The organism is Pseudonocardia sp. GCM10023141, assembly GCF_042653605.1.
Genome location: NZ_JBHSIR010000049.1, coordinates 37,215 through 50,875, shown reverse-complemented (window position 1 = coordinate 50,875; position 13,661 = coordinate 37,215). Strand labels below are relative to the sequence as shown.

Below are 13,661 nucleotides of genomic sequence, written 5' to 3'. Positions count from 1 at the left end.
GGTGGCAGGATTCTTTCCCTGGCTCCGCAGCAACTCCGAGCACTACCTGCTCGTCGCTGCGCACCAGAAGCTGGCGAAGGCACAGAACGGGCGCGCGCCGCGGCCGCCGAAGGGCCTCAAGGAGGTCTTCTGGCTGCGGATCTTCGCGCCGACCTACGCGCTGATGCCGTGGTCGCTGCGCAGCAAGATCATGCGGGCGATGCCGGGCAGCCACCGGCAGAACTGGGCGCCGCCGCCGCGCGCGCAGGGGCCGGCGGTCTGAGGGTGTGGGGGACGCGATGACGCAGGTGGCCGGCAGTCCGATGATCGCGCGCGCCCGCTGGCGCGCGGCCGAGGACCGGCTCTATCCGACGTTGCTCGCCGACCCCACCGCGTACCAGCGCGGCCTCGCCGCCATCCAGGCGGTGGTCGAGGAACTGCGCCGCCGCGACGTCGACGTGGCCGGGCTGATGGCGTTCGAGACGGCACCTGATGAGGTGCTCGAGGTCGCCTGCCCCGGCGGCGTCGCAGTGCCCGTCGACCTGCTCGTGGCGGTGGCGTGCGGCATGCGCGACCGCGAGATCACGGCGGCCGCCACGGCCCGGCGCCGCGAGGAGGCGGTGCAGGCCGCCCGTACCGCCGGCGCGGACTGGGCCGTCCTCGACGGCCCGGCCGACGTCGCGCAGCTCGCCGGCGGCCGCCGGGTGGCAGTGCACCTCGCCACCGGCATCGTCGTCGAGGCCTCGATCGACGAGTGGGCCCGCGAGGACCAGTTCGTGGTCACGGTGATGCCCGGGGAGTCCCGCTCGTTCGACGACCGGGAGGCATGGCTCAGCGCGATCAAGGAGATCGAGGCGGCTACGGCAGCCGGTGGTGGCGCGCCGAGGGGAGCGACAGCCGACCCGTCCTGACGAACGACGTGCGCAGCTTGGTGGGCAGCGACGCGGCGATCCGCGACGTGGCCGCCGTGCGTTGCGCCGCGCTGCCGAGCTGCCCGATGAGCAGGTCGGAACCGGTGGCAGCCGCCACCGCGGCGGCCTCCTCCAGGCGGCCGAGGCCGTGCAGTGCCAGCGCCTCGTACTTCGTGGACGAGTAGGTGCGGGCCTGTTCCAGCAGCGCCTCGGACTGCGCGGGATCCCACCGGGCCCGCATCTCCATCAGCCGCATCGCCGCCCGCGGCCGGAACGGCAGCGAGCGCTCCAGCATCGGCGCCGCGGCCTCGACCGCGGCAGCGGCATCGTCGGGCCTGCCCAGCAGCAGGTCGCAGTCGGCCACCGCGAGCAGGGCGTGCAGCTCCTGCTCCAGCTCCAGCGCCCCGCCACCGCGGTGGGCCAGCTCGACGGCGGCCTCGGCGTGCTCGCGGGCCCGCTCGACCTGCCCCAGCTCCTGCCACAGCCAGGACGTGGTGGTCTCGATCCCGGCCCGGTAGAACCCCACCTTGTCGGCGTCGATCAGCCGGCGGGCGTTGTCGAGGGACTGCAGCGCACCGGCGAAGTCGCCGGTGTCGCCGCGGGCCAGCGCGGTGAAGAACAACGTCTGCAGCAGCGGCCGGAACTGGCCCGTGCGCCTGCACAGCACCGCGGCCCTCGCGAGCGTGGACTTGGCCTCGGCGAAGCGGTCCTGGTGCTGCAGCAACGCCCCGCGGTAGGCCAGTGCCATCGCGGTGGTGGTCTCGCCCGGATCGGCCTGCCCGGCCGCCGAGAGCACCTGCTCGTAGGCGGCGTCGGCGCCGGCGTAGTCGCCGTCCCAGTGCCGGACGCGGCCCAGCAGCAGCGTGGCACTGGGCAGGGCGCCGGGTGCCGCGGCGGCCGATGCGGCCAGCTCGGTGGCCTGCTCGGCGAGGTCGACGGCCTTCATCGCGTCACGGGCGTAGAGCGCGGTCCAGCCCAGCTGTTCGAGCACCCTGGCCTCGAGCTCGGGATCACCCAGCTCGCGTGCGACGGCGAGGGCCGCCTCGTGGTCGTTGCCGGCGTCGACGTAGTTGCCGAGGTCGGAGCGGGCCTGCCCGCGCCGCAGCAGCGTCTCAGCGAGCACCTCCTGCGTGGCGGCGGCCCCGACGGCCTGGTCGAGCAACTGCTCGGCCTCGACGTTGGCGAAGACGAGGTGCGCGGCGTGCGCGGCCACCATCCAGGCGCGCGCGGCGGCGTCGCCGTCGCCCGCGGCCGCGAGGTGGCGGGCAGCGGCCTCGGGCCGGGCCTCGAGCAGCGCCGCGGCCCGCCGGTGCCTGCTGACCTGGACCGGGGCCGGCACGGCGTCGTAGGCCACCTGCCGCACGATGTCGTTGGCGAAGCGGAACTGGTCGCCCTGCGCCACGAGCAGCCCGGCCCGCAGCGCGCGCCCGGCGCGCCGGGCGCAGTCCTCGACGTCGAGGTGCCCGAGCACGGCCACGTCATCGAGCGCGAACGCGACGCCGAGCACCGCGCCCAGCGCGAGCAGCAGCGCCGTGTCGTCGCCGACGTGGGCGATGCGGGCGGCGACGGCCTCCTGCAGCGAGTTGGGCACCTCGACGGCACCGCTGGACTTGGCCCGCGTGGGGTGGCGCAGCAGCTCGGTCAGGAACAGCGGGGAGCCGCCCGTCCACGAGTAGAGCTGCTCGGGGTCGTAGGCCAGACCCGAGCGGCGGACGAGCTGGGTGGAGTCGGTGTAGGTCAGCGGGCCGAGCTCGATGTGCTCGGCGACGCCGCGCAGCGTCGCGGTGACCGGCTCGTCCTCGGACGTGCGCTCGGTGACGACGACCATCGCGCGGCTGCCTGCCCAGTGCCCGACCAGCAGGTGCAGCGCCTCGATGGTGGACTGGCCGGCGTGCTGGGCGTCCTCGACGAGCAGCAGCACGGGCTGGCGCACGCTGAGCCGGTCGAAGAACCCGACGAGCGCGTCGAGGCTGCGCCGGTGCTCCAGCTCGGGACCGGCGCGCTCGTACGGTGCGGGCCCGACGATGTCGGTGAGCTCGGGCAGCAGCGCGGCGAGGGTGCCCAGCCGGGAGCCGGCGAGCTCGCGCACGTCGGCGGCGTCGAGCCGGTGCACGACGCCCCGCACGGCCTCCACCAGCGGCTGCAGGTACAGCGACCGCTCCGCCTCGAAGCAGCCGACCGAGAGCACGAACGCCCCGGTGCGCCGCGGCCCGGCGGCGAACGTGTTGACCAGCGCGCTCTTGCCGATCCCGGCCTCACCGGTGACGACCGCGAGCACCGGGGTGCCCGTGGTGGCGCCTGCCCACAGCGCGTCGAGGGTGGCGAGCTCGTCGTCGCGGCCGATGAGCGGGGTGCCGGTGGCGCGGGAGTCGCTCGCCACGCCGATGCGGGCCGCCTGCCCGGCACCGGTGGGGCTCTCCGAGCGCAGGATCGACAGGAACAGCGCCTGCGTGGCGGGGGAGGGGTCGGTGCCCAGCTGCTCGGACATGGCCACGCGCAGCGCCCGGTAGACCACCAGTGCCGAGCCGGAACGGCCCGCCTGCTGGTGGGCCACCATCACGGTGCGGCAGGCCTCCTCGTCGAAGGGGTCGTCGCGCAGCGCCGCCGAGGCGACGTCGACGGCCACGTCGGAGGAACCGAGCTCGACCGCGGCGGCGCTCCAGCACACCCGGGCCCGGCGCAGCAGCCCCCGTACGTCGCGGCGCAGCTCCAGCACCCACGGGTCCTCGTGCTCACCCGCCATCGCGACGTCGGCGTCGAGCAGCTTGACGGCCTGCTCGGCGCTCGTGGCCGCGAACGCGAACCGGCCGTGGCGCAGCTCCAGCTCGGCGGTGGAGACGAGCTCGGCAGCGTCGAGCAGGTCGACGGTGACGCCGGAGGCGACGAGCCGGTACGCCGCGGCCGTGCCGTCGATGCGATCGCGGCCCAGCACGCGGCGGATCCGCGAGATGAGGGCCGCGATGTTGCGGTCGGCGCGTTCCGGGGCGTCGTCCTCCCACAGGGCATCCACGAGTGTGGAGACCAGCACGAACTCGCCGCGGCGGGCCGCGAGCACGGCCAGTACCCGGCGGGCCTTCCCGGTGGGCACCGGGTCGGTCAGCTCGCCGCTGACAGTGAACGGGCCGAGTAGCCGCAGACGCACCGTGTGAGCCTCGAGTGGGGTCGAGCTCATGGCGCGACTCTACTCGGGTTCACGACATCGATCACCGTCTTGCGCCGACCTCACTGGTGCCCGTGTCCGTGCCCGTGTCCATGCCCCTCGTCGCCGTCATGATCGCTGCCGTGGTCGTGCCCGTGGTCATACCCCGCCGGACGCTCGGCGAGCGTGTGGGCACGGGAGCTGACCTCGGCGGTGCCGACCGCGCCCTCGGCGACCAGCACGTCCTCCAGCGCGCCGAGCCAGTGCTCGTAGTAGGTCCAGCACTCCCCGGCCGGAGGTGCCTGTTCCCAGGCCGCGATCCGGGCCACGAGCCGGGACTGGAACTGCGACCACGCGAACGCTCCCGATTCATGCAGGCTGACGGCCATCCCGAACGCGCGGCTCTCCCACGGTGCGGAGAAGACCAGCTCCCCGTTGGCGCGCGGTGGTGCGTCGGGCCCGTCGATGGCGAGTGGCGCGGTCATACCGTCGCCGTCACCTTCGCCACCCCGACGAGCGCGTCGCGGGTGATCAGCGGGATGAGCTCCTCCTCGGAGAGGTTCTCGGTGCCTGCCGGCCGCTCGGGCAGCACCAGCCAGCGCACCTCGCTGCTGGAGTCGCGCACGACGATCTCGGTCTCGGCGGGCAGGTCGAGACCCATCTCGTGCAGCACGGTGCGGGGCTCACGCACGACCCGGGCCCGGTAGGCCGGGTCCTTGTACCACGACGGCGGCAGCCCGAGCACGGGCCACGGGTAGCACGAGCACAGCGTGCAGACCGTGACGTTGTGCACGGCGGGTGTGTTCTCCACGACCACGATGTGCTCGCCCTGCGGCCCGGAGAAGCCGAGCTCCTTGATCGCCGCGGTGCCGTCGGCGAGCAGCCGCTCGCGGTACTCGGGGTCGGTCCACGCCTTGGCGACGACCTTGGCACCGTTGAGCGGGCCGACGTTGGTCTCGTAGTTGGCGATGAACTTGTCCATCACCCCGGAGTCCACCAGCCCGCGCTCGGTCAGCAGCTGCTCGAGCGCCTCGGTCCGCAGTGCCGGGGAGATCCGTTCAGGGTGGGTCATGCCTTCTCCAGGTAGCTGTCGAACATCTCGATGGTGACCGTGAAGTCCTCCGCGGACTCGCCCCACAGGTCGCGCGACCGGAAGCGCACGGTGTAGACGTGCTGCGGGTTCTCGCCCTGGAACACCGCGTGCGTGTCGGGGAGCAGGTGGGCGGGCTGGAGGGACTCGACGATGCCGGTGTGGCCCCGGATGTAGGCGGGGAGCTTCGTGGGGCCGTCCGACGGCGTGGACCGGGCCTGCACGGCGTCGCCCACCGCGAACCGGGGCGCCTCCTCGACGGTGCGCAGCGAGCCGGCCGCGGTGGCGGCGTAGTCGGGCTTGTTCGGCTCGGGGATCGGCGCGTCCGCGACGTCCTCGCCCTGGTTGCGCCGCACGCGCGCGTCGACCGCGCCCGGCGCGATGATCGCGGAGTCGGTGAGCATCAGCTCGGCGGCGTTGAGCCACCGGCCGTAGTAACCGTCCTCGAGGTAGGCGTCGCGGTCGAGCCGCCCCAGCGCGTGCCGGAACGCGTCGAGGTTCTGCCCCGACACCCGACCCATCGCCAGCAGCGTGAGTGCGAAGGCGCGGCCCTCCCACGGCTCGGCGAAGACCGGCTCATCACGGGTCGGGGCCTTGACCTGGCCCCAGCCCTCGGTGCCACCCATGTCGGCGATCCCGTCCACCACACCACCTCGATTCGTCAACGATGAAGGATGATCGGTCACTATAGTGTCGAAGCGGTGCGGGACGCGAGTGCCTGCAGCGCATCCACGAAACAGGCGACGGGCGCCGCGGCGACACCCGCTCCGACCTGGCCGATCCCGGAACTGATGTGCAGGATGCCGGTGGTCACCTTCGGGGTGATGCCCAGCTCCACCACCTTGCGCACGTCCACGCCCAGTGGCGTGCCGGTGAAGCCCATCGGCGGCAGCGTGAACCGCGTGCTGGTGCCGGCGGTGATCGCCTGGAAGGACTCCGTGGCGGCGGCGGCGTCGGCCATCGTGCCGCCGAGGAACGCGGCGACGGCGGCGGATCCACCCGCGGCCGGCCCACCCATTCCGGTCAGTTCCAGCACCGCGCTGTCGCCGATGTCGCGGGCGCTGGTCTCGGGGCCGTACCCGGAGTAGTAGAGCGCCTCGCCCACCGGCGGGGCCTCGGTGATGTGCCAGTCCGGCGAGCCCGCGAGCTTGATGCCGAACGTGGTGCCGTTGCGCGACATCGTCGTGACGATGCTGGAGCCCTGCACCTGCTCGGCCCACAGCTGCAGCGACTTCGCCGCCGCCATGGCGAGGTTGAGGAAGAACAGGTGGTTGCCGGCGAGGTAGGCGCCGAACGGGGCGCGCACGGCGTCGGGCAGGGACGTGATCTGCGGCAGCCAGGTGCGGGTGAGCAGGTTGGTGGCGGCCTGGGTGCGCATGTGCAGGTCGTCGCCCATGGTGATGCCCTGCGCGGCGATCGCGAGGATGTCGAGCTGGCCGGCCTCGTCGAGGATCTGCTTGATCGCAGGCCCCCCGATCTCGGCCAGGAAGCGCAGCCGGGCGATCGCGGCGTCGGTGTCGCGGCCGAACCACGCCACCTCGCCGGGGCCCTGGTTGACCGAGGAGTAGGCGCGGGTGCCGCCCTCGCGGTTGTCGACCACGAGCACCGGCTGCGACGGCCCGATCGCGCTCGCCATCGGCACGACGGTGTCGTGGTGGTTGGCGGCGTCGAGCGCCACGTCGCCCGCGAGGAGCAGCCGCTGTGCCTCCGCGACGTCGGCGGCCCAGCCCTCGGCCACCACCGCGGCGCGCATCGAGCGCTGCAGCGGGTCGCAGTGCTCCGCGTAGGGCAGCGTCGGCCCGCAGTGCAGCAGCATCCGACCCTCGAACCCGGGCACCGTCTCGCCCGCGGGCGACACGGTGACGAGCTGCGGCACACCCTCGTTGAGCCGGCGTACGACCTCGGTGTTGGCCTCGTCGATCGCGACGCTCGCGTCGCCGTAGAGGTGGGTGAGCGCGTGCACCGCGGCGAGGTCGCCGTCGGCGGGGATCCGCCAGTCGACGTGCTGCACGGGACGGCCCTGCTCCCGTACCGCGTCGGCGAACATCGGCAGTCCGACGTTGATCACCTGGACGTCGGCAGGCAGGACGAGCTGGGGCATCGGGGCGGTCCTCTCGAGATGTTTCACAAAATAGATATGCGAACACTATAGATGATTCTGCTGGTCAGGCATCACCCCGTCGACCCCCCGCAGTGGGGGCGCGGCCGGTTGCCGCAGCGTGTTGAGTCCGTCGGATCACCGACGAGAGGCAGTCGACATGGGTGGCGCACGCATCGCGATCAGTGGTTTCGGCCGCATCGGCCGGCATTTCCTGCGCGCCGCGGTGGCGCGCGGCTCCGACCTCGACATCGTGGCGATCAACGACCTCGGCCGGCCGGCGACGATGGGATACCTGCTCGAGTACGACACCGTGCAGGGCCGGCTCGACGCGGACATCAAGGTGGTGGACGACCACCTGCAGGTGGGGGAGCGGTCACTGCGACTGGTGTCGAGCAGGCACCCGTCGATGGCGCCGTGGGGCGAGCTCGGGATCGACGTCGTGGTCGACTGCTCGGGGCTGTTCACCAGCCGCGAGCTGGCCGGCGGGCACCTCGTCGCCGGGGCCCGGCGGGTGATCGTCTCGGCGCCGACGACGCACGCCGACGTCACGATCTGCGTGGGTGTCAACGAGTCCCGATTCGACGCCGAGCGCCACGCCGTCATCTCCAACGCCTCCTGCTCGACCAACTGCGTCGCGGTCACCGCCAAGGTGCTGCACGACGCGTTCGGCATCACGTCGGGCTGGATGACCACGGTCCACGCGATCACCAACGACCAGGAGCTGCTCGACTCCAACCACCACGACGTGCGCCGCGGCCGCGCCGCGGGGCAGAACATCGTGCCGGCCACCACGGGTGCCGGCAACGACCTCGGCCTGGTGATCCCGGAGCTCGCCGGGAAGGTGCAGAGCGCCGCGATCCGGGTGCCGGTGCCCGCGGGCTCGCTCACGGACCTGACCGTCACGCTCGACCGGCGCGTCACGGCCGAGGAGGTCAACTCCGCGTTCCGCTCGGCAGCCGCCGACGGCCCGCTGCGCGGCATCCTCGGCTACACCGACGCGCCGATCGTCAGCTCCGACGTGCTGGGCGACCCGCACTCGTGCGTGATCTCCGCGCGCGACACGATCGTCCACGGCGACCAGGTGAAGGTCTACGGCTGGTACGACAACGAGTGGGCCTACGCCAACCGCCTGCTGGACCTCGTGGAGCTGGTGGTCAGCCGCGCGGCGTGAGCAGCTCCACCGCCATCTCCGCGGCCAGCTGCACCGGCCGTGCGGTGTGGGCGGCCTTGGTGCCGACGAGCCCGCCGTCGTAGAGCAGCTGGATGCGCTCGGCCAGCGCGGCGGGATCCGGCGCGCCCGCCTCCTGCAGGGTCTCGTGCAGCTCGCGGCGCAACCACTCCCGGTGCTCGGCGACGGCCTGGTGCACGGGGTGGTGCGGATCGGGGAACTCGGTGAGCGCGTTGACGTAGAGGCAACCGCGGTAGCGGCGGCGCCGGGCTCCGGTGGCCGCGAGCTCGAACACGGCCCGGATCCGGTCGGCCGGCGCGCTGCCGCGCGTCGCGCGCGCGAACCCGGCGCGGTCGAGCTGGTCCTGGCGGCGCAGCCACGCCGCGACCAGCCCGTCCTTCGAGCCGAAGTTCTGGTAGAGGCTCGCCCGCGCGACGTCGGCCTCGGAGATGAGCCGTTCGATGCCGACGGCCCGGATCCCCTCCCGGTCGAACAGCGCGGCCGCGGCGTCGAGCAGGCGCTCGGCGGGCAGGGCGGTGTGCTGGGCCGTTCGCATCGGACCAGCATAGGTCTCATTCCTGGTAGACCGATCGGTCTGTCTGCTACGTTGCCTTTCGTGACCCCGGCCGTTCTCGTCAAGCGCCGCCATGTCGACCTGCTCAGGGTCGCCACCGCGGCGTGTCCGGGTTCCCTGTCGCAGGTGGCCTGACCCGTCCGGATCGGTCTCACCCGCCCGGCCCCGTTCGTGGGCCGCGTGCCGCGCTGCCCGCTCGCGCCGCACCCCCTCTCGCCCTGCCCTCTCGCCCTGCCCTTCCGTGCTGCCCATCCGAGGAGACCGCCATGTCGCTGTACCTGTTCGAGCTCGTCCCCGCCCGCACCGACCGCGACGGCGTCGACGCCGTGCTCACCGAGGTCGGCAAGGCCGCCGCCGCCGCGGGCGCCGAGCTGGTGGAGGCGCAGGTGACCGGCGGCCACGACCGTGTCTTCGCCGTCGTCGAGGCCGGCGCGCACGCAGCGGTCGCGGCCGCCTTCACCGTCGCCGAGGTCCCCGCCGCCGCCGAGATCACCGGTCCCGACGAGGTCCGGCTCGTCGGCGCCGACCTCGCGCAGCTCAAGGCGGCCCGGCCCACCGCGGGCTACCTCGTCGAGTGGGACCTGCCCGCCGAGCTGGACATGGACTCCTACCTGGCCCGCAAGAAGGCCAAGGCGCCGCGCTACGCCGACGTGCCGGAGGTCAGCTTCCTGCGCACCTACGTGCGCGAGGACATGGTCAAGTGCCTGTGCTTCTACGACGGCGCCGACGAGGACGTGGTGCGCCGCGGCCGCGCGGCCGTCGACACCCCGATCGACCGGCTGCACACGCTGGCCCCGGGAACGTCGGCTACTGCGACCACGGCTAGTGGGACCACGCGGTGACCACCGCTGTCGAGGCTCCGCCGACCCCCGTCGTCGACCGGTTCCGGGCCACCGCAGGTGACGTCGACCGGGGACACGCCGATCTCCGCGACGGCCTGCGGTTCCTCGGCGCCGCCGGTCTGCTCGACACCGGGCTCGATGCCGGTGTCGCGCTGGTCGAGGCGATCGCCGGGGAGTGCATGAGCTCCGCGTTCTCGCTGTGGGCGCAGCGGATGGTGCTCGCCTTCCTGCCCCCGGAGGCGGCGCCCCGGCCCGGCCTGGCCGACGGCACGGTCGTCGGCTCCACCGCGATGGCGCCCGCACTGCGCGACGTCGCGGGCATCGAGCCGGTGCCCGTACTGGCGACCCCGGCCGGCACCGGGCTGCGCCTGGACGGCCCGATCCGGTGGGCGTCGAACCTGTTCCCCGACGCGGTGGTCGTGCTGCCCGCCCGGCTGCCCGATGGCGGCCGCGCGGTGGTGCGCATCGGTCTGGGCGACCCGGGCGTGCAGGTCAAGCCCGCTCCGGAGCTGCTCGCGCTCAGCGCGACGGCGTCGTCGTCGGTGCGCCTCGACGGCGTCGAGGTCGGGCCCGACGCGATCCTGTCGACCGACCTGCCGGGGTTCGTCCGCGTTATCCGGCCGGCGTTCCTGCTGTCGCAGACCGCGTTCTGCGCGGGCCTGGCCGCGCGTGCGGTCGAGGGGGCCGCCGAGCACGCCGTCGGGATCAACGCCGACCTGGCGGGCGACGTCGCCTTCGTCGCGGCGCGGGTGCGGTCGGTGCGGGAGCGGCTGCACGCCTGGGCCGCCGACCCCGCCGAGCCCGGCCGGGCCGAGCTGCTGCAACTGCGGCTCGACGCCGCGGGCGCCGCCGGGGAGGCCACCCGGCTGGAGTCCACCACGTCCGGCGGTGCCGGGTTCATGGCCACCAGCGACGTGAGCAGGCGGTTGCGCGAGGCCGCGTTCCTGCCCGTCCAGTCCCCGACGGAAGGACAGCTCCGGTGGGAACTGTCGCGCTGCGCCTGACCGGCGCCACCAAGCGCTACGGCAACACCGCCGTGCTCGACGGGCTCGACCTCGAGGTCGCGCAGGACAGCAGGCTGGTCGTGCTGGGCCACAGCGGCAGCGGGAAGTCGACGCTGCTGCGCGTGCTGGCCGGGCTCGAGCAGCTCGACGCCGGGGAGGTGAGCAGGCCCGGCGGCGCGGTGGTGGGCACCGTTTTCCAGCAACCGCTGCTGCTGCCGTGGCTGAGCGTGCGCGACAACATCGCGCTCGGCGGGCGCTTCCGCGCCAACCGGGCCCGCTTCGAGTCGGCGCACGTCGACGAGCTGCTGGACGTGTTCGGCCTGGCCGAGCTGGCCGCCGCGCGCCCGGCACAGCTCTCCGGCGGGCAGGCGCAGCGGGTGGCGATCGCGCGGGTCGTCGCGGTCCGCCCCGATGTGCTGCTGCTCGACGAGCCGTTCAGCGCGCTGGACCCGGCCACCCGCCGCGGTCTGCAGACGTGGCTGCGCGACATGGTGGAGCGGCTGGGGCTCACGCTGGTGCTCGTCACCCACGACGTCGACGAGGCGCTCTACCTGGCCACCGAGGTCACGCTGCTCGACGGCAGCGGCGCCGCGGCCGGGCACTGGCACAGCACGGCGCCCGCCGATCACCGCGACCTGGCGGCGCACCCGCTGCAGGCCACCCTGCTGGCCGGGTACCGGTCCCAGCTCGGCGTGGCCGCGGTGTCCTGATGGCGTTCGATCGGCGAACGCTGCTGCGTGCCGGCGCCGCGGTCGGGCTGGCTGCCGGGACGGGCGGCGGCGTCGCCGGGGTCGTCGACCTCGTCCGCGCGCCGCGGGCGACGGCCCGCACCGGCGTGGCACCGCGGATCGGTTACCTGCCGATCACCGACGCGTCCCCGCTGCTCGTCGCGCACGCGCAGGGCCGCTTCGCCGCGGCCGGGATCGACATGGCCCGGCCGGTGCTGTTCCGCGGTTGGGAGTCGCTCGCGCAGGCGTTCACGGTCGGCGAGCTGGACGTCGTGCACCTGCTGATGCCGTTCGCGGTGCAGCTGCGCTACGCGCTCGGCGCGCGGGTACGGCTGCTGGCGTGGAACCACACCAACGGGTCCGCGCTCACCGTGCACCCGAGCGTCCGGGAGATCGGTGACCTCGCGGGGAAGTCGGTCGCGATCCCGTTCTGGTGGTCGATCCACAACGTGGTGCTGCAGCAGATGCTGCGCGCGGCCGGGCTCACCCCGGTGGTGCGCACGGCGCCGTCGGTGCGCGAGCGCACGGTGCAGCTGGTCGTCATGAGCCCGTCGGACATGCTGCCGGCGCTGAGCACGGCCACCATCGGCGGCTACATCGTGGCCGACCCGTTCAATGCCGCCGCGGAGATCAACAAGGTGGGCCGCGTGCTCCGGTTCGTCGGTGACGCGTGGCGCGACCACGCCTGCTGCGTGGTGGTCGTGCGCCAGGAGCTGATCGACTCCGTGCCGGAGACCGTGCAGGCCGTGACCGACGCCGTCGCGGGTGCCCAGCTGTGGCTCGGTGGACACCGGGCCGACGCCGCGAAGGTCCTCAAGGACGGTCGCTACCTGCCGCAGCCGCTGCCGGCGATCACGAAGGCGCTCGATCGCACGCCGGGCCCGGCGCAGCACCCTGACTGGCACGGCGAGCGCATCGGCTTCGCCCCGTACCCGTTCCCCGGCTACACCGAGGCGCTGGTGCGCGCGATGCGCGAGACCGTCGTCGACGGGCCCACGGGGTTCCTCACCGGCATCGACCCGGCCGCGGTGCACGCCGACCTCGTGGACGACCGGTTCGTGCTGCGCAGCATGGCGGCGCTCGGCGGGCCCGGCGCGTTCGGCCTGCCCGCCTCGCTCACCCGTACCGAAGAGGGGAACCAGCCGTGACCTCGACGACCACCCGCAGCGTCCGGAACCGCAGCGCCTCGACCGGCTGGGCGCCCGTGCTCGCCGTCGTCGTGGCGGTGGCGCTGTGGTGGTTGTGCACCACCATCGCGGCCGGGCCCGATTCCCTGCTGCGCGCCTTCGCACCGCAGCGCGCCGTCCCGGCGATCGTCGACCTCGCGGCGAGCGGGGTCCTGCTCGACGACATCGCCACCAGCCTGTGGCGGCTGCTCGTCGGGCTGCTGATCGCGGGTGTGCTCGGCCTGGGCATCGGCCTCGCGGTGGGCTCGCGACCGGTGCTGGACTCGGCGACGCGTCCGGTGTTCCAGTTCCTGCGCATGGTCTCGCCGCTGTCGTGGGCGCCCGTCGCGATCGGGCTGTTCGGGATCGGGCACCGGCCGGTGTTCTTCCTCGTCGCGGCGGCCGCGATCTGGCCGGTGGTGCTCAACACCGCCGCCGGGGTGCGCTCCATCGACCCCGGCTTCCTGCTGGCCGCACGCTCGCTGGGCGCGACCCCGCTGGAGTCGCTGACCTCCGTGGTACTGCCGGCCGTGCGCCCGCACGTGCTCACCGGACTGCGGCTGGCGCTGGGGATCGGCTGGGTGGTGCTGGTGCCGGCGGAGATGCTGGGCGTCACGTCCGGGCTGGGCTACGAGATCCTCAACTCCCGTGACCAGCTCGCCTACGACAAGGTGATGGCCGTGATCCTCGTGATCGGCCTGCTGGGCTACCTGCTCGACACCGCCGCGCGCTGGGCGCTCGAACGGGGCACCGGCGGTTCGACGCGCTCCGCCTGAGCGCGGCTGTCGAGATACGGTCGACCCGTTCGTCGTCTCGTCGACAGGCCGTGATCAGGCGAGTGGAGGGCACGTGCAGTACATGCTGCTGATCTACGATTGTGGCTGCCCGAACCGGCCGATCCGGATTTCGCGGAGGTGAGATCGACCCGGGCGATCCCGCGTCGGCCCGGCCGCAGCTAC

15 protein-coding genes are annotated in these 13,661 nt (G+C 73.5%); 9 read left to right on the top strand and 6 right to left on the bottom strand.

Features of this window, described 5'->3' with window-relative positions:
- The first annotated feature begins 1 nt into the window (after nucleotide 1).
- Both ACFPFQ_RS27845 and ACFPFQ_RS27840 read left to right on the top strand, forming a co-directional pair.
- Nucleotides 2–262, top strand: a complete 261-nt coding sequence (locus ACFPFQ_RS27845) for a hypothetical protein (protein WP_379623988.1) — start codon at nucleotides 2–4, stop codon at nucleotides 260–262.
- 16 nt (nucleotides 263–278) lie between these two features.
- Nucleotides 279–890, top strand: a complete 612-nt coding sequence (locus ACFPFQ_RS27840; protein WP_379623986.1) for a hypothetical protein — start codon at nucleotides 279–281, stop codon at nucleotides 888–890.
- Here the strand turns inward: ACFPFQ_RS27840 and ACFPFQ_RS27835 are convergent.
- From ACFPFQ_RS27835 to ACFPFQ_RS27815, 5 genes are read right to left on the bottom strand one after another with little or no spacing between them, the layout of a single operon-like run.
- Complete coding sequence (locus ACFPFQ_RS27835; protein ID WP_379623984.1) at nucleotides 838–4,062, bottom strand: AAA family ATPase; 3,225 nt, start codon at nucleotides 4,060–4,062, stop codon at nucleotides 838–840. The two genes, ACFPFQ_RS27840 and ACFPFQ_RS27835, sit on opposite strands and share 53 nt — an antisense overlap.
- Nucleotides 4,063–4,112: 50 nt before the next feature.
- Nucleotides 4,113–4,514 carry a nitrile hydratase accessory protein gene (locus ACFPFQ_RS27830; protein ID WP_379623982.1) on the bottom strand — a complete coding sequence of 134 codons (402 nt, stop codon included), beginning with the start codon at nucleotides 4,512–4,514 and terminating at the stop codon, nucleotides 4,113–4,115.
- A complete protein-coding gene (nthA, locus tag ACFPFQ_RS27825; RefSeq protein WP_379623980.1) occupies nucleotides 4,511–5,101 on the bottom strand; it encodes a nitrile hydratase subunit alpha in 591 nt (196 codons plus the stop codon). The genes ACFPFQ_RS27830 and nthA overlap by 4 nt, the downstream gene beginning before the upstream one ends.
- Entirely contained in the window at nucleotides 5,098–5,784 is a 687-nt protein-coding gene (gene nthB / locus ACFPFQ_RS27820) for a nitrile hydratase subunit beta (RefSeq protein WP_379623978.1), read from the bottom strand. The genes nthA and nthB overlap by 4 nt, the downstream gene beginning before the upstream one ends.
- Nucleotides 5,785–5,804: 20 nt before the next feature.
- Nucleotides 5,805–7,220: a DUF1116 domain-containing protein gene (locus ACFPFQ_RS27815; RefSeq protein ID WP_379623976.1), complete on the bottom strand. Its 1,416-nt coding sequence runs from the start codon at nucleotides 7,218–7,220 to the stop codon at nucleotides 5,805–5,807.
- A gap of 157 nt (nucleotides 7,221–7,377) precedes the next feature.
- Between ACFPFQ_RS27815 and gap the strand changes: the two genes are divergently transcribed.
- On the top strand, nucleotides 7,378–8,391 hold the full coding sequence (gene gap, locus ACFPFQ_RS27810; RefSeq protein WP_379623974.1) for a type I glyceraldehyde-3-phosphate dehydrogenase: 1,014 nt from the start codon (nucleotides 7,378–7,380) through the stop codon (nucleotides 8,389–8,391).
- Here the strand turns inward: gap and ACFPFQ_RS27805 are convergent.
- Nucleotides 8,375–8,944 (bottom strand): TetR/AcrR family transcriptional regulator, encoded by a 570-nt coding sequence (locus tag ACFPFQ_RS27805; protein WP_379623972.1) that lies wholly within the window; start codon nucleotides 8,942–8,944, stop codon nucleotides 8,375–8,377. The genes gap and ACFPFQ_RS27805 overlap by 17 nt on opposite strands.
- A 60-nt stretch (nucleotides 8,945–9,004) precedes the next feature.
- On the opposite strand from ACFPFQ_RS27805, the gene ACFPFQ_RS27800 reads away from it, so the two are divergent.
- From ACFPFQ_RS27800 to ACFPFQ_RS27775, 6 genes are all read left to right on the top strand, one after another.
- A complete protein-coding gene (locus tag ACFPFQ_RS27800; protein ID WP_379623970.1) occupies nucleotides 9,005–9,097 on the top strand; it encodes a putative leader peptide in 93 nt (30 codons plus the stop codon).
- 131 nt (nucleotides 9,098–9,228) lie between these two features.
- Nucleotides 9,229–9,804 carry a DUF4242 domain-containing protein gene (locus tag ACFPFQ_RS27795; protein ID WP_379623968.1) on the top strand — a complete coding sequence of 192 codons (576 nt, stop codon included), beginning with the start codon at nucleotides 9,229–9,231 and terminating at the stop codon, nucleotides 9,802–9,804.
- Nucleotides 9,801–10,808: a hypothetical protein gene (locus tag ACFPFQ_RS27790; protein ID WP_379623966.1), complete on the top strand. Its 1,008-nt coding sequence runs from the start codon at nucleotides 9,801–9,803 to the stop codon at nucleotides 10,806–10,808. Before ACFPFQ_RS27795 ends, ACFPFQ_RS27790 begins: the two co-directional genes overlap by 4 nt.
- Nucleotides 10,784–11,518, top strand: coding sequence for an ABC transporter ATP-binding protein (locus tag ACFPFQ_RS27785; protein WP_379623964.1), 735 nt, complete (start codon nucleotides 10,784–10,786; stop codon nucleotides 11,516–11,518). The genes ACFPFQ_RS27790 and ACFPFQ_RS27785 overlap by 25 nt, the downstream gene beginning before the upstream one ends.
- On the top strand, nucleotides 11,518–12,684 hold the full coding sequence (locus tag ACFPFQ_RS27780; RefSeq protein ID WP_379623962.1) for an ABC transporter substrate-binding protein: 1,167 nt from the start codon (nucleotides 11,518–11,520) through the stop codon (nucleotides 12,682–12,684). The genes ACFPFQ_RS27785 and ACFPFQ_RS27780 overlap by 1 nt, the downstream gene beginning before the upstream one ends.
- On the top strand, nucleotides 12,681–13,478 hold the full coding sequence (locus ACFPFQ_RS27775) for an ABC transporter permease (RefSeq protein WP_379623960.1): 798 nt from the start codon (nucleotides 12,681–12,683) through the stop codon (nucleotides 13,476–13,478). Before ACFPFQ_RS27780 ends, ACFPFQ_RS27775 begins: the two co-directional genes overlap by 4 nt.
- The last annotated feature ends 183 nt before the right edge of the window (nucleotides 13,479–13,661 follow it).